The 15693-nt window shown below is 44.0% G+C and carries 15 protein-coding genes; 11 read left to right on the top strand and 4 right to left on the bottom strand.

Features of this window, described 5'->3' with window-relative positions; all coding sequences use genetic code 11:
• Window positions 1–16 precede the first annotated feature (16 nt).
• The 4 genes from A7K50_RS07170 to A7K50_RS07155 all read right to left on the bottom strand — a co-directional run bounded on the left by A7K50_RS07170 (window position 17) and on the right by A7K50_RS07155 (window position 4351).
• Entirely contained in the window at window positions 17–1243 is a 1227-nt protein-coding gene (locus A7K50_RS07170; protein ID WP_243103672.1) for a putative DNA modification/repair radical SAM protein, read from the bottom strand.
• Between the two features lie 209 nt (window positions 1244–1452).
• Window positions 1453–2037 (bottom strand): indolepyruvate oxidoreductase subunit beta, encoded by a 585-nt coding sequence (locus A7K50_RS07165; protein ID WP_020492276.1) that lies wholly within the window; start codon window positions 2035–2037, stop codon window positions 1453–1455.
• Window positions 2030–3793, bottom strand: a complete 1764-nt coding sequence (iorA, locus tag A7K50_RS07160; protein WP_119775227.1) for an indolepyruvate ferredoxin oxidoreductase subunit alpha — start codon at window positions 3791–3793, stop codon at window positions 2030–2032. The genes A7K50_RS07165 and iorA overlap by 8 nt, the downstream gene beginning before the upstream one ends.
• Window positions 3794–4003: 210 nt before the next feature.
• Window positions 4004–4351 carry a type II toxin-antitoxin system Phd/YefM family antitoxin gene (locus A7K50_RS07155; protein WP_119775226.1) on the bottom strand — a complete coding sequence of 116 codons (348 nt, stop codon included), beginning with the start codon at window positions 4349–4351 and terminating at the stop codon, window positions 4004–4006.
• A 306-nt stretch (window positions 4352–4657) separates the two neighbouring features.
• Here A7K50_RS07155 and A7K50_RS07150 point away from each other — a divergent pair, with 306 nt between their 5' ends.
• From A7K50_RS07150 to spoVG, 11 genes are all read left to right on the top strand, one after another.
• Complete coding sequence (locus A7K50_RS07150) at window positions 4658–5779, top strand: ATPase (RefSeq protein ID WP_020492273.1); 1122 nt, start codon at window positions 4658–4660, stop codon at window positions 5777–5779.
• Between the two features lie 138 nt (window positions 5780–5917).
• Window positions 5918–6589, top strand: a complete 672-nt coding sequence (locus A7K50_RS07145; RefSeq protein ID WP_119775224.1) for an ATP-binding protein — start codon at window positions 5918–5920, stop codon at window positions 6587–6589.
• A gap of 1 nt (window position 6590) precedes the next feature.
• On the top strand, window positions 6591–7220 hold the full coding sequence (locus A7K50_RS07140; RefSeq protein ID WP_119775222.1) for a DUF4093 domain-containing protein: 630 nt from the start codon (window positions 6591–6593) through the stop codon (window positions 7218–7220).
• Window positions 7221–8069, top strand: coding sequence for a 16S rRNA (adenine(1518)-N(6)/adenine(1519)-N(6))-dimethyltransferase RsmA (gene rsmA, locus A7K50_RS07135; protein WP_119775220.1), 849 nt, complete (start codon window positions 7221–7223; stop codon window positions 8067–8069). It abuts the gene before it with no gap.
• A gap of 119 nt (window positions 8070–8188) precedes the next feature.
• Window positions 8189–9016: a sporulation peptidase YabG gene (yabG, locus tag A7K50_RS07130; RefSeq protein WP_119775218.1), complete on the top strand. Its 828-nt coding sequence runs from the start codon at window positions 8189–8191 to the stop codon at window positions 9014–9016.
• 69 nt (window positions 9017–9085) lie between these two features.
• A complete protein-coding gene (locus tag A7K50_RS07125; protein WP_119775216.1) occupies window positions 9086–9961 on the top strand; it encodes a cyanophycinase in 876 nt (291 codons plus the stop codon).
• Window positions 9958–12588, top strand: a complete 2631-nt coding sequence (gene cphA / locus A7K50_RS07120; protein ID WP_119775215.1) for a cyanophycin synthetase — start codon at window positions 9958–9960, stop codon at window positions 12586–12588. Before A7K50_RS07125 ends, cphA begins: the two co-directional genes overlap by 4 nt.
• A gap of 88 nt (window positions 12589–12676) precedes the next feature.
• A complete protein-coding gene (ispE, locus tag A7K50_RS07115) occupies window positions 12677–13576 on the top strand; it encodes a 4-(cytidine 5'-diphospho)-2-C-methyl-D-erythritol kinase (RefSeq protein ID WP_119775397.1) in 900 nt (299 codons plus the stop codon).
• A 6-nt stretch (window positions 13577–13582) separates the two neighbouring features.
• The gene (locus A7K50_RS07110; RefSeq protein ID WP_015042331.1) at window positions 13583–14269 is read left to right on the top strand and encodes a GntR family transcriptional regulator; all 687 of its coding nucleotides are present in this window, start codon (window positions 13583–13585) and stop codon (window positions 14267–14269) included.
• Between the two features lie 48 nt (window positions 14270–14317).
• Window positions 14318–15130: a pur operon repressor gene (purR, locus tag A7K50_RS07105; RefSeq protein WP_026156457.1), complete on the top strand. Its 813-nt coding sequence runs from the start codon at window positions 14318–14320 to the stop codon at window positions 15128–15130.
• A 112-nt stretch (window positions 15131–15242) separates the two neighbouring features.
• On the top strand, window positions 15243–15500 hold the full coding sequence (gene spoVG, locus A7K50_RS07100; protein WP_015042333.1) for a septation regulator SpoVG: 258 nt from the start codon (window positions 15243–15245) through the stop codon (window positions 15498–15500).
• Window positions 15501–15693 lie beyond the last annotated feature (193 nt).

Genomic DNA, 15693 nt, shown 5'->3' with positions numbered 1-15693 from the left:
TTGTTTAGAGAATGAATCAGAACAAACATAGCTGAACGGGTTTGGCCACAGGTGCCAGAGCCTGGCGAACCAAGGCGCTTTCTACAGGGATGCCCCCGTAATAACAGCCCTGACACGTGATAAAATATTTAGCGCGCTTAAGAACCACACCCATTTTTTTGAGATGATCATAACAAATATTACCTAATCTGCGCTGCCGAATGATTCTCTGGGCGGAATTGACGCCTACCCCAGGAATTCGAAGCAGCTCTTCATAGGAGGCCTGGTTGATTTCCAGAGGAAATAACTGCATGTTTCGAAGCGCCCAGGAAATTTTGGGATCAAGATCGGTATCCAAAAACGGACTTTGTTCATTGACAATTTCATCCGCTTTAAAGCTGTAAAATCTCAGCAACCAGTCCGCCTGATAGAGTCGGTGTTCTCTAAGCAAAGGCGGAGAAGTGGAAAGGGCAGGAAGATTTGGGCCCTCATTAACAGGAACATAAGCCGAGTAATAGACTCTTTTCAATTGAAAACGGTTATAAAGGGTTTCTGTGGCTTTAATAATAGAAAGATCGCTGTCTTTGCTCGCCCCGACAATCATCTGGGTCGACTGTCCTGCCGGAACAAATTTTTGGACGTGCCGGAAAATCTTTCTTTCGGAAGCGTTTTGCGTTATCTGATGATGAATTTGATTCATCGGCGCAAATAAGACGGGCAGTGTCTTTTGAGGTGCCAAGAGTTTAAGACTCTGCTCTGTAGGTTGTTCAATATTGATGCTCATCCTATCGGCGAGCAATCCTGTCTTGTTAACCAGTGCCGTATCGGCGCCTGGAATCACTTTGACGTGAATATATCCGTAAAAGTGATATTCATGTCTCAGAATATCAAGAACCTGATAAATCCTTTCCATGGTATGATTTGGACTGTGCTCAATCCCCGAGCTTAAAAAAAGACCTTCAATATAATTCCGCCTGTAGAATTGAATTGTCAGGTCGGCGACTTCCCTTGGCGTGAAACTGGCGCGCGGGATATCATTCTGATTGCGGTTGACGCAGTAATTGCAGTTATAGATACAGTAGTTGGTCAGGAGAATCTTTAAAAGCGAAACACAACGGCCATCGGCAGACCAGGTATGGCAGATACCAAATGATTTGGAGTTGCCGATACCGCCTTGATTATGCTTGTTTACCCCGCTTGACGCACAAGAAACATCATACTTGGCTCCATCAGCGAGGACTGCAAGCTTTTCTAGAGTACCCATGCACATCACCCAAATTAATTCTAGCACAGAATGATACATAAAGCAAACATATGTTCGGAAGGTTGCTGCGCTCTTCTTCCTCCGTGTAAGAATCGCAGTAGCCGAAGAGCGGTTAGGGAATATAACGTAAACCCTAAGCAAAAAAAATACTGCCAATAGCATAATGACTATTAACAGTATCATATCGATCATTTGTACAGAGATATGACTCAGCGGTCAAAACTGTTCCAGCCCGCTTCGAAAGCTTTCAAATTGACCTCAAGCAGTTTGGAAGGGACCGTTTCCCGGATAACATCAAGCCACGTCTGCTTGTCTATTTTCAAATATCTGGCGAGCAGTCCCAGCAGAACTACGTTTACCGCTTTGCCGTTGCCGGCTTCGACGGCTTTCCCAAGACCATTAATGATGAAGACTTCTTTGCGTTCTTTTTTTATAATATCCAGAACATCGGAAGGATATTGCGCCGTTCCTACGACGACTGGCATAGGATCGATCCTTTGGTCATTGATTAAGATGCTGCCATCCTTTTTCAGATAGGGCAGCCAGCGGAGAGCCTCCAGCTTCTCAAAAGCGAGTATAATATCCGCTTCACCTTCAGGAATGATCGGGGAGGCGACTTCTTTGCCGTATCTGACCTGGGTAACCACACTTCCACCCCGCTGCGCCATCCCGTGAATCTCCGAGACCTTAACGTCCTGGCCAGTCATTTGAACCGCGCCTGCAAGTACTCTACTCGCAAGGATTGTTCCTTGTCCGCCTACTCCAACAATGAGAATATTCGTGATATCAGTCATTGGCGCCACCTTCTTTCCTGATTGCTTCGCTGGGACAGACGGTTGCGCATAACCCGCAGCCTACACACTGGGCAAGGTTAATCCTGACTTTTTTCCCTTCTTTGGCAATACAGGGACAGCCTAACTTAAGGCAGCGTAGACAGCCGGTACAAGCCGCCGCGGATACGATATAAGGGCTATTCCTGCTTTTATCGATCAGGGCGCAATTCCGTTGGGTGATTATGACTGAAGGCTCTTCGGCAGCCAGTTCTTCCCTGACAATTTTCTCCAGCTCATCGAGCTCAAACGGGTCAACTACCTGTACCCTTTCTACGCCGACGGCCTTGGCTAGAAGGATGAGATCAATTTCTTTGGTAGGTTCTCCTTTAACTGTAAACCCGGTCGTCGGGTTATGTTGGTGCCCGGTCATTGCCGTGATGCGGTTATCCAGGATAATGGTCGTTGTCGTTGCCTTATTGTAGACGACGTCAACAAGTGCAGTGATCCCAGAATGAATGAAAGTTGAATCTCCAATCACAGCGACCAGATTGCGTGCAAAATCTTTACCTTTGGCTTTCTCCATACCAATAGCAGTACCGATGCTCGCGCCCATACAAATAGTTGTGTCAATGGCTTTAAGCGGAGCAAGGCAGCCGAGTGTATAACAACCGATATCACCGGCGACAGTGACTTTAAGTTTATTAAGTACATAGAAAAGACCTCTGTGCGGGCAGCCGGGACATAGGACAGGAGGACGCGGAGGAACTTCATATTGCAGTTGATTTGGCTCAGTCGTCTCGCGCGGAGAACAGTCTCCAAACGTCTGGACCATTTTGGAGGCAATCGTTTCCGGTAATAATTCTCCGATCAGCGGAAAAGTATCCTTGCCATGAACATCAAGACCCCAGGATGTTACATACTCTTCGATAAAAGGTTCCAATTCTTCGACAATATATAACTGATCTACTTTGTCCGCAAAGTCTATGATCATTTTTCGGGGCAGTGGGAAGGTCATGCCAAGTTTTAAGATTGAAACTTCCGGCAAAGCTTCTTTGACATACTGGTAGGTTACGCCACTGGTAATAACCCCCATCTTTGTATCGTTCCATTCCACGCGGTTTAAATCGGTACTTTCAGCGTAGTCTTTCAGTTTTATTAACCTATCCTCAACAACTACATGGCGGTGACGGGCATTTGCGGGAATCATCACATATTTGGAAGGATTTTTCTGATATTCCTTAGTTTCTTTCTCCTCACGGTCAGCAAGTTCGACCAAGGACTGGGAATGTGCTACCCGTGTTGTCGTTCTGAGCATGACTGGCGTATCAAACATCTCGCTGATATCAAAAGCCAATTTGGTAAAATCTTTGGCTTCCTGGCTATCGGCCGGCTCTAGTACAGGAATTTTTGCTGCTCTTCCAAAATGACGGTTATCCTGTTCATTTTGAGAACTATGCATGCCCGGATCGTCAGCAGATACAAGTACAAGTCCAGCGTTAACACCGGTATAGGAAAGTGTAAACAAGGGATCTGCTGCTACGTTTACCCCAACATGTTTCATAGAGACAAGCGCTCTTCCGCCGGCGATCGAAGCACCCAAACCAACTTCGAGCGCTACTTTTTCGTTCGGGGACCATTCCGCATACATCTCATCATATTTTGCTGCATTTTCTGTAATTTCCGTACTGGGGGTTCCTGGATAAGCCGTGCATACTACAACTCCGGCTTCCCAGGCACCTCTTGCAATTGCTTCGTTGCCTGTCAGAAGCTTTTTCATTGTCCCCATCCTCTCAAATCTTAGATCTGCATTTATAAAATACCGTAAAGGCTATTGGTATTTTCGGTGATATAAGATTCATTATAGTATGAATAAAGAAAACAGTTCAAGCAAAATCCAAGCTATTTTTATGAAAATATCTGGATGATTGCCGAACTGTTATCATTTATATAACTGTTCAATTTAGGAATCAATGTATTGGTTCGTCATTTAGTCATTTGATTCGCTTTCAAGATTCAGACCTTCGAGGCCTTCACTTTCAAGGAAAATATTAATTTCATCATTAGAAAGAACATTTGTTTTCAGGGAGGCATAATTATCCTCAAAATGGGGCGAATAGAGCGGAGGACTGATATTCTGACCAGAGGCGACCATATCTCGGATGCGCATTAGTTCCGAATACTCATGGATGGAGATAATGACAGCCTGGGGTTTATTATTTTTGACGATGATATAGGGATTGCCTTCATCTTCAACGGCCTGAATAACTTTTGAAGCTTGTCCACGGCCTAACTCCGAAACGGAAATCATACAGTCAAATACCCGGCGCAAATCCATGCAAAAATCTCCCCTCCCTCAGCAGATCACAGATGCCTGCCCAGACAAACGTTCAAAGACATTTTGATTATAAGGCGGAAACTAGAATAATGCAACAAGCAGCTGAATGATTTTAGTGGTAATTAACATGCATATCTGCATGAAAATAGTCGAAGAAACAACAATCCTTATTAGTAAGAGAAATAAATCAGTGAGATTTGTCAATTTTTTTTTTCCTTGACTGCCCTGAACCATCAATTGAACCTTTCCAAGCAACAGGCAATAAAATGAAGCGTGAACATATTATTCATGAGGAGTGTCGGTAAAATGAAAGGAAACATGAAACATGTATTTCCGGGCGGAAATACCTCAGAGGGATTCTTTTCGTACTATTCGTTTTTGCTAGAAAAAGGTTCAAAACGGATTTTTGTGATCAAAGGGGGACCAGGTGTTGGAAAATCAACGTTGATGAAAAAAATTGGGAACAGAATGATAGAAATGGGTTATGATGTGGAATTCCACCACTGCTCTTCCGATCATCATTCCCTAGACGGGATAGCGGTTTTAGATGCCGGGATTGTGATGGTTGATGGAACTGCACCGCATATTGTGGATCCAAAGTATCCTGGAGGTCTGGATGAAATCATTAATCTGGGAGAATTTTGGGATACGGATGCCATGCAGCACAATGTAAAACATATAATCGCGTCAACGAATGAAGTCAGTCGTCTATTTGCCAGGGCTTATTGTTTGTTAAGGGCAGCCAGAGCAGTCGCAGAGAATATAATGGCCATAACCAGGAAGTCTATGGATTTTTCTGCATTGAATATGGAAACATCGCGTTTGGCAAAGAAAATATTTGAGGGTGTGTACATGGAGGAGAGTTCCGGTAGGATCGGCGTGGCTAGACATCTGTTTTCCTGTGCGTATACACCGGAAGGTTTTGTTGATTTTACAGATTCCATTCTGCAGGGAATCCGGGAAATTGTTTATCTGGAAGGCAAAATGGGCACAGGAAAATCCGTTTTTATGGAGAAAGTCGCTGCTAAGGCCATGGAAAAAGGTTTTGATGTAGAAATTTATCACTTACCGCTAATCCCTTCCAAAATTGGAACGATCGTAATTAAAGAACTGCAGGTTGCTCTGACGTCAAGCGAATATTTCCGAAACAATCATCAAGAGTCCGTTAACCTGAACAGGCATATCCATACGGAGCTTTCCTCATCACTGACACAGGAACTAAACAGTGACCTGGATTTGTTTGATCATCTTACGCACAGTGGAATGAACTGTATTCATCAGGCCAAACAGGAGCACGATGTTCTGGAGCAATATTATGTCCCGTATATGGATTTCTCAGCAGTTGAAGAGAGATACGAGCAGATTTTAAGCAGGATTTTGGACCTTGTAGACAGTAAAGCCTGCGCAGCAGGAATACAACTGCATTAAGACATACCGCAGAAAGGGGGGGACAAAAGATACGTTCCTCCCTTTATTTTCTATCTTCCTGACGTGGTCCTTTGTAGTGATTTTTTGTTTAATGATTGGTTATGATAGAATAGGAAAATATCCTATTATGAGGTTTTTATGGAAAAAGATCTATATATGACAATTTCCAGCAAAACGAAACAGCTACTGGTCAAACAGGAAGGTTTCGATGCGGATTTCAAAATGACAGTTAAAGGCATTCAAGCCACAGATTTAGTAGCATTTGCGAATTCTGAAAATGGAGGAACCATTTTAGTTGGCGTCGGCGAGGTTGAAGATAAAAACAGCATGCAGAAAGGTAGAATGATCGGCTGTCCGGTTGGTGACAAGGAAAGGCTCTTTATTTTAAGTAAAGCTGAGAGTTGTGTTCCGCCCGTTGAAGTCGCTATAATAATAGAAAACTATGCCAGAAAACCAATCTACCGAATTGAGATTCCCTCCGGTAAAGAAAAACCGTACTGCACGGCCGGAGGTACATACAAGATCAGAGGGGACGGTCGGACCAACACCTTGCTTCCCGGAAGGCTGCTGACCCTTTACATCGAAAAACAAAGCGAAACATTTTTTAACCGCTTTCGCGAAGCAACGAAAGAACTAGGGAAAGATATTATGGCTTCGGATACAATGCTTCAAAATGCCTTGAACGAGCTCAGACGCAAAGTGCTGCAGATTGAATCTGCCATTGAGAGTAATAAAAATAGCCTGGAAAAAATAGCGGCAATTGATAAAAAAATGGATCAGATTTTGTCGATGCAAGCTAAAGGAGAATAAAATGAATTTCAACATAAATACAAATCTTGATTATGAGCCACTGATCGTGGTCGAAGGAAAAAACGATGCGCATGCGGTCAGACGTGCCCTGGGCAAAGTTGACATCATCTGGACGGAGGGGTTTGGATTGACGGAGCAAAAGCTGGAGTATATTGCGGAGATGGCAGAGCGGCGCGGCGTTATTGTCTGTACGGACCCTGATTTTGCTGGGGAACAGATTCGGGAGCGGATCAATAAACGGATCCCGAAGGCCAGGCATGTTTATCTTTCCGTCGAGGTAGCCCGCAATCCGAAAGATCATGACATCGGCCTGGAAAACGTTTCTTCCGAGGAGATCAGGAAAGCGTTTTCCAAAATACTTGAAGTAAAGATTTCGAATACGGACAGCAAAGACGGAGTGAAAATTGTTGAGAAGATGAATACGGATGCGGATGCGGTAGAAATGGCTGATTTACGCCAAAGCGGCCTGGTTGGGCAAAGCTGTTCGGCTGCAAAACGGTCCCGGCTTGGGAAAATTTTGGGGATTGGGGATACCAATGCCAAGCAATTTTTATTTCGCATCAACCGTTTTGGGATAACCAAAGACGAATTTTATTCGGCAGTAAAGCAGATGGAAGGGAATGGGGAGTAAGTGACGGAAGCAAGATGGGAAGATACGGCCTCCTATATCCGCAGAGTTATGCGCCATGGGATACGGGCCAAAAAATCTTTAGGCCAGAATTTTTTAATTGATGACAGCATTATCGAAAGAATCGTTCGGGAGGGTGTGCCCTTAAATAATCTGCCATTGATTGAAATTGGACCGGGACCAGGTGCTCTAACGAGAATACTTGCCCCAAAATTCCCCAGATTGTGGGCGGTAGAACTTGATAAAGAAAAGGTTGAACTGCTCCAAAGAGAATTAAACGCCTACCCGTTTGTTCTGTTGCATATGGATGCCCTAAAGCTTAAACTAGCCAATCTTTGGGGACAGGAAAAAGGCTGGTTGATTGGTAATCTCCCGTACTACATCACAAATCCGCTACTGATGCATTTTCTCGATCAAGCGGAATCACTGCTGGGCATGACCGTTATGGTCCAGAAAGAAGTTGCCGACCGAATGTGTGCCCTGCCCGGGGGAAAGGATTATGGGATATTATCGATTGCCGTTCAGTTATCAGCCGAGGTAAAGAGGCTGTTCGACGTTCCACCTTCGGCCTTTTGGCCGCAGCCGAAGGTCACATCTACGGTGCTAAGACTGGACATCCGGCCATATCCAGGATTTTCATTTGAAAAGAGAGACATCTTTTTCAAGGTTGTGCGGGCGGCTTTTGCGCAGCGAAGGAAAACGCTGCTGAATACGCTTTCTAGCGGACTCTCCTTACCCAAAGAGCAAACTGCGGAGATACTCAAGGCTGCGGAAATAGACCCGAGGCTCAGGGCTGAAGATGTCGGAATACTTGATTATCAGAAAATTGCAGCCATCTGGGAGACGCAATGAAATTGATCCTAAGGATACCGGTTTGGAACCGGTATTTTTTTATGTCATAAAATAAAGTAAATCAGAAAATATGATGCAGTCATTTTTAAAGGAGTTTGCGGAGAGCAGGAGGGTTAGACATGTTTAAAATAGGAGATATTGTGGCCCGCCTTTCTTATAACCAGGATTTATTTTTGAAAATACTGGCCCTGAATAAAAAGCGCAAGAAAATAACAGCAGTGCTCGGTGGGCTTAATTACCGACTAATCGCCGATTCCGATGTCAATGACCTTGTTTTTAAGAATGATAAGCAAACTGTCCATTATCAGCTGGCCGATTCTCAGGAAGTTTATAAAAAATTTCGTAAGGTTGTCTACGACCGCAAATTCAAGGTTGAAGAAGAATACTTTGAAATACCGGGCAAAATTCTTCATTTGGATGGAGATCGAGAATATTTGGATCATTGTCTAAGAACGTATAGACAATTGGGACTTCAGGCCAAAGGTATTTGCAAGTCAGAAGCAGAACAGCCCAAGGCGATTGCCGGGGCTTTACGAGATTATCCGGCGGATATTCTGGTTTTAACAGGCCATGATTCTTTGCTTAAAGGAAAAAGCAATTTGAAAAGTTTGGACAGCTACCGGAGTTCGGGCTATTTTGTGCAGTCCGTCACAGAAGCAAGGCGAATTCAACCGAATAAAGATCAGTTGGTTGTGTTTGCAGGCGGATGCCAGTCTAATTTTGAAGCAATTATTGAAGCCGGTGCAAATTTTGCCTCTTCGCCAAGACGAATGCTAATTCATGCCTTAGACCCTGTGTTTCTGGTCGAAAGCATTGCCTATACGCCAATTGACCGTACCGTTTCTCTCAAAGATATTATTCGACATACAGTTACGGGGGCAGACGGTGTAGGTGGGATTGAAACAAGAGGACAGCTCAGAAGAGGTTACCCCAAAGTAGAGCATTAATCTATGAATACAAAACAACTTTAGGAATAATTTACGCAGATTTCCACAAATTAAGCTCGGAGGGATGCTATGACCGAGCATATTATGGGAAATCTGCTTGTTATCGGCGGAGCAGAAGATAAGGAAAAAGACTGTAAAATTCTAAAATATTATTACCGCGAAGCAGGAGAAAAAAGAGCCAGAATATGTGTGATCACTGCAGCTTCAGAGGACGGGGAACAGGCGGGAACCACTTATAGAGACCTTTTTATGAAGTTTGGCTGCTCAAATGTAGATGTGATTGCCATTAAAGATAGAGCGTATGCCAATGTAGGAGAAAATATTGAAAAAATCATTCAAGCCAGCGGTATTTTCTTTACAGGAGGGGACCAGCTCAGGATTACAGCAATGATTGGTGGGACTGCAATGGGCATGGCCTTGCAGCATCTGTATGAGCAAGGGGTTATTATCGGAGGAACCAGTGCTGGAGCATCTGTGATGTCTGATACGATGATCATCGGCGGGCAAGGAGATACTCCCGGCGAAGACTTAATACAGATGGCCCCCGGGTTAGGGCTTTTAAAGGGTGCCATTATTGACCAGCATTTTGCCCAAAGAGGAAGGATTGGACGGCTTATGACGGCTGTCTCCTTAAATCCGTACTTCTTAGGAATCGGAATTGATGAAGATACGTCTGTCCATATCACGAAGGATGGAAACTTTCGGGTGATCGGGCGTGGAACGGTACTTATTGCTGATGCTTCATGTGCAGTGATCAGTAATGTGGATGACTTAAATAATGGGAAGCCGCTGGCCCTTGCCCCGGTCAAAATACATGTTTTGAGTGAAGGCTGGAGATTTAATATTACTGAACGAATCAGCTTTCTGAGTGAGGCTGATAGACTCAGTATGAATTATTCGGTGCTGCCTAAAAAGGAAATGAAACAGGAGGCTACATCTTCATGATGATACATCAGGTAAAAGCAATTGAAGGCTCAAACTTTTTCAGTTACAGGCCCGTGATCCGCGGAATTGTCAGTATTTCCGAATGGCAGGGGAAAATGACCCATGAGCTTGGTGATTTCAATCAAAGATTGTTAAAAGCGTTGCCTTCACTTGCAGGTCATACCTGTTCCCGTGGAAAACCTGGGGGGTTTGTTGAAAGATTGGAAGAAGGGACATTGCCCGGACATGTACTAGAGCATGTCAGTATAGAATTGCTGACTTTAGCCGGGGAAAAAGGTCGTTATGGCAAAACGCGTGTTCTGGTTGAAGAAATGGATGAATATGAGGTGATCTATGAATATGAATGCAAGGAAGCAGCAATAGAGGCACTTTATGCTGCAGCCGGTCTTCTCAACCGGCTACGCTATGGGGAAGAGCCGAACGCCGAGCCGTTGGTCGCTCAATTAAAAAAACTTCGTTCAGTGTATATGCCCGGGCCTTCCACGCAAGCAATTCTTCAAGCTTGTCTTGGCAGAGGTATCCCTTATCAAAAGCTTGGAGAAGGAAATCTTTATCAGCTTGGATATGGCCGTCTACAAAAAAGAATACAGGCAGCGATGACGAGTGAAACGGGTTGCATCGGGACAGATATTGCAGGAGACAAACAGCTTGCCCGACAAATACTCAGCGAATCTGCTATACCAGTCCCGCGCGGAAAGATAGCTTCTTCGGAAGCGGAAATTCTGAAGCTATTCCGACAATTTGACAGCAGTGTGGTTATAAAGCCATGTCTGGGCAATCAAGGAAAAGGGGTATCCCTCAATCTAACGAAGGAAAGTGAGATTGTTAAAGCTTTTCGCCTGGCGCAGAGCTACAGCACAAAGGTGATTATCGAAGAACACATTAAAGGAAACAACTACAGGCTTCTTATTGTTGGGGGCAAATTGGTAGCGGCGGCCAGGAGAAAACCGCCGATGGTTGTCGGAAACGGCAAATCGAGCATTAAAGAACTGATCAAACAGGAAAATAACAATCCTTTAAGGGGGACGGGGCACGAAAAGTATTTATCAAAAATTGTAATTGATCCTGTTCTTATTTTGGATCTCAGCCGTCAGAGATTTTCACTGGAATCTGTTCCGCATCTTGGAGAAAAAATCGTACTTCGGCAAAGTGCAAACCTTAGTACCGGATCAACGGCAGCAGACGTGACGGATTTGGTACACAGGGATAATGCGGAGCTGGCTGTTTATGCAGCAAGCGTACTGGGACTCGATATTGCCGGGATAGACTTTATTTTGGAAGATATCAGGCGCTCTTACCGGGAGCAGGATGGTAGAATTATTGAAGTTAATGCAGCTCCGGGTTTAAGAATGCATTTGCTGCCCAGTGCCGGTCAAAGCAGGAATATTGGTAAGGATATTGTCAATATGCTCTTTCCGCATGGAAATGGCAGAATCCCTATTGTCTCTGTGACAGGAACCAATGGCAAGACAACTGTCGTCCGTCTCTTAAGTAAAATGCTTCAGAAACAGCAATTAACGGTGGGGATGACTTCGACGGAAGGGATCTATATTAATGACAGACTGCTCAGCAAGGGTGACCACAGCGGACCTGTCAGCGCCCGGACTGTCCTAAGACACCCCGATGTCCAAGTTGCGGTCCTGGAAACAGCCAGAGGGGGGATCTTGCGGGCAGGTCTCGGTTATGATTATGCGGATGTCGCAATTATCACAAATATTTCTGAGGATCATCTCGGTCAATACGGTATTGAAAATATTGAGGATTTGAGCAAGGTGAAGAGTCTGGTTGCTGAAAGAGTACAAAAGTATGGTTTTGCCATTCTGAATGCAGATGATCCTCAGGTTGTGGATCTGGACCAAAAAACCAGTGGCCATGTTATTTACTTCAGTACTGAGATCCAGAATAGAAGAATCTGCAAACACCTAGCGTTTGGAGGCGTTGCCGTAGTCGCAGATGAGAGGAAGATATGGATTTATCAAGGAACCTGCGGCTCAACTGTTTGTAATTTAAATAAGATCCCGATTACCTGGGGAGGAAAAGCAAGGCATAATGTTCAAAATGTCCTGGCAGCTGTTGCAGCTTGCTATGCGTTGGGATATAATGCTCAGCAAATCAGGAGGGCGGTAAGCGGCTTCGGGCAAAATCCTGAAGATAATCAGGGAAGGCTCGAATATTATGAAATGGATGGCTTTAAGGTAGTTCTGGATTACGGTCATAACCCTGCCGGTATGAAAGAGGTTGTCCAAACACTTCAGATGATTGGGCACAAGAGGCTTGTAGGGTGTATCGGCTTGCCCGGTGACAGAAGCGACGCCACAGTAAAACAATTTGCCAGGGAAGCTGCCGCAGGATTTGATCTGCTGTATATTAAGGAAGATGCAGATCTTCGAGGCAGAAAATCAGGAGAAATTGCGCAAATGATCTATGAAGAGGCTTTAAAGGAAGGGAAAAAGGCAAGTTCGGTAAAGATCATTCTTAAGGAAGAGGAAGCCTTACGCGAAGCTCTGGCAAAAGCTAGAGAAGGAGATATTGTTGTGATCTTTTATGAAAAAGCAGAGCCGTTAAGAAAAATCATTAGTGACCACTTCAATTCAATCCCGCCTGAAATAAGAAATTTGGTGGATTAGAATATTTTTCTGGTAGTATGAGGGTGTAATACGCTATAATATTAGGAAAATAATTCTATGGTATCAAAGGTAAAAGAACTTGGTAAATATGAAAGAAAATTCTGTGGTTGTTTTGGCACCTGCCAAGATAAACCTCGCGCTGGCTGTCAATGATATCAGGACTGACGGATATCATAGTCTTGAAACGGTCTTTCAATCTGTGTCTCTGTTTGATCGGGTTGAAATCACACTTCAAGACGGTGGGATATCTTGTCTTTGCGGCGAATTAAGCGGCGAAAAAAATCTCGCTTATCAGGCTGCCGGACTTTTCCTAGATGAATATAAGACCAGGACATTAGGTATAATTCCCGGAGCTAAGATTAATATTGAAAAGCATATTCCGTTACAGGCCGGCCTTGCCGGGGGAAGCAGTGATGCCGCAGCTGTTCTTATAGGACTGAACAGACTGCTGTCAAATCCTTTTTCCTATGAACATTTAGTGGGACTAGCTAAACAGTGTGGTTCCGATACGGCATTTTGTCTGCTTGGAGGAACAGCATGGGGGGAAGGGATCGGTTCTGAACTCAAAGAACTTCCCCGGGTACCCGAGATGGATATCATCCTGGTTAAACCGGAACAGGGAGTAAGCACTGCAGATGCTTACCGATTATTTGATAAACGCGCTGAATTTTCCAAGCTCGATCAAAAAAAATGGGTGAGTGTTCTAAATGCTTCTAGGATCGATATGATTGGCAGAATGCTTTCCAATGATCTGGAGAATGTTGTTTTTGATCTTGTCCCTGAGACTTCTGTCTTAAAACGGCTGTTGTTGGAAGGAGGCTGCCTTGGGGCTCTGATGTCCGGAAGCGGTTCTACGCTGTTCGGAATCGTGAAGAATCATAGTCAGGGAGAAAAGATGCGCAAGGTTTTGGCTGAGAAGGGTTATCATCAAACCTGGTTAGTAAAAACGATTGGTTCTCGAAATATTAAATTTGGAGAAAAGGAGTGATTTTTGGTGGAAAGACGTTTAGTACCGGTAAAACTTGATAGTTATAAACCTCTGAGGGAAATCGTGCTTGAGGCTTTACGGGAGGCCATCGTCAGTGGAGTTCTGGAGCCGGGAGAACGCTTGATGGAAATTCAGCTGGCGGAAGAAATGGGTGTAAGCCGTACACCTGTAAGAGAAGCAATCCGTAAACTTGAACTGGAGGGCTTCGTGGTCATGGTTCCACGAAGGGGCGCTTATGTGGCAGGGGTTTCTCATAAGGATGTTAAAGATGTATTTGAAATCCGCGCAGCCCTAGAAGGACTGGCAGCAGGACTTGCTGCCGAGAAGATTACAGAAGAAGAAATCGATGAGATGGAACGGATTTTATATTATGAAAAAATGCCTGATTCTCTGGATGTTATTGTCCAATCCGATATAGATTTTCACGCTCTTTTGTATAAGGCAAGCCGGAATGAGAGGTTGATTCAGATTCTTGCGAACCTGAAAGAACAGACACAGCGATTCCGTACAACATCTTTGGCAGTTCCGGGAAGGGTTAAGAATACGATTCAGGAACATCGGGCGATCATTGATGCTGTGGCAAGGCACGATGTGGAAGAAGCGCAAAAGCTTGCAGCGGCACATATTGAAAATGCCGGAAATGTCATGTTTGAAGCTTTAAGGGGTATGTCATCGAGCCGCAAAAGCGAATAACAGTTCCTGCATAGTGTTTTTATGAGATGAAATAAAAGAGATGATTGCATGAAAAGAATTGAGAGAATGATTGCGTTAACAGAAATTCTGATTTCCCACCCGAATGAGCTTTTGACTTTGGGTTTTTTTGCCGACCGTTTTGATACTGCGAAATCGACTATCAGTGAAGACCTGGTCACGATTAAAGAAAGTTTAACGCTCACGGACAAGGGTAATCTGGAGACAATTCCAGGGGCAGCCGGAGGTGTCAAGTATTTGCCCGGAATCGGCAGAGAAGAAGCAAAAAACTTCCTGACATCTCTTGCCGGAAATTTAAATGCGGGCGACAGGACGCTTCCTGGTGGATTTCTTTATATGTCTGATATTCTCTATAATCCTATTATTACCAGGAAATTAGGGCTTATTTTTGCCAGCTTTTTTCGGAAAAGAAGTCCTGAAGCCGTGATAACAATTGAAACAAAAGGGATCCCGCTGGCCTTAATGACTGCTGATGCGCTAGGTGTACCTGCTGTTGTGGTGCAGCATGGCAATAAAGTGACAGAGGGTTCTTCGGTTAGTATTAATTACATATCCGGCTCCTCCAAAAGAATTCAAACCATGTCTTTAACCCGCAAGGCTTTGGGTACCGGAAAAAAAGTACTGATCATTGATGATTTTATTAAAGCTGGGGGCACAGCTAAAGGGCTGATGGACCTTATGCAGGAATTTGATGCCAAGGTCGTAGGCCTTGGCATTCTGATGGAAGATACTCTCTGGAATAACTCAAGGCTAGTTGAAGACTACCTTGCTCTTCTGCAGCTGGAAATAGATGCTTCAAAAGGCAGGGCATTTGTCATGGCAAATGACTTAAAAATGATGTAGAATATTTTGAATTATAAATTTTTTTTGCTAAAAAGAAGGAGTTTTTTGCCAAATAGAGAATAAAAAAAGAAGATTTTTCTGGAGGCGGAAGAGAAGGGTGGTGATTCTCAGCATGGAGATTACTGACGTCAGAGTCCGAAAGGTAAATGCCGAAGGCAAGATGAAAGCAGTCGTATCGGTTACATTTGACAACGAGTTTGTTGTTCACGATGTAAAAGTGGTTGAAGGGACGAATGGTTTATTTGTGGCGATGCCCAGTCGAAAGACCCCGGAAGGCGATTTTCGCGATATTGCCCACCCGATTTCATCTGCGGCAAGAGAAAAAATCCAGACTAAGGTACTAGAAGAATACGGAAAGGGCATTGAATAATATTTAATTTTGCTGAGGAGAGACCATCATTTGAGAGGTCTCTTTTTTATCATATTGAATAAAATGCAATAATATAGGCGGAATACAAAAAAATATCTGTAATTTCTTTTTATTCTTGGCAATAATTCGTTATAATAAATGAAGTACAACTATGCAAGTATCTGCTCATCCATTATAGGATATTTTAAGGTTG

The organism is Dehalobacter sp. MCB1 (assembly GCF_003590275.1).
Lineage (GTDB): Bacteria > Bacillota > Desulfitobacteriia > Desulfitobacteriales > Syntrophobotulaceae > Dehalobacter.
Note: the sequence above shows the minus strand (reverse complement) of the source record. Positions and strands in the feature narration are given on the sequence as shown.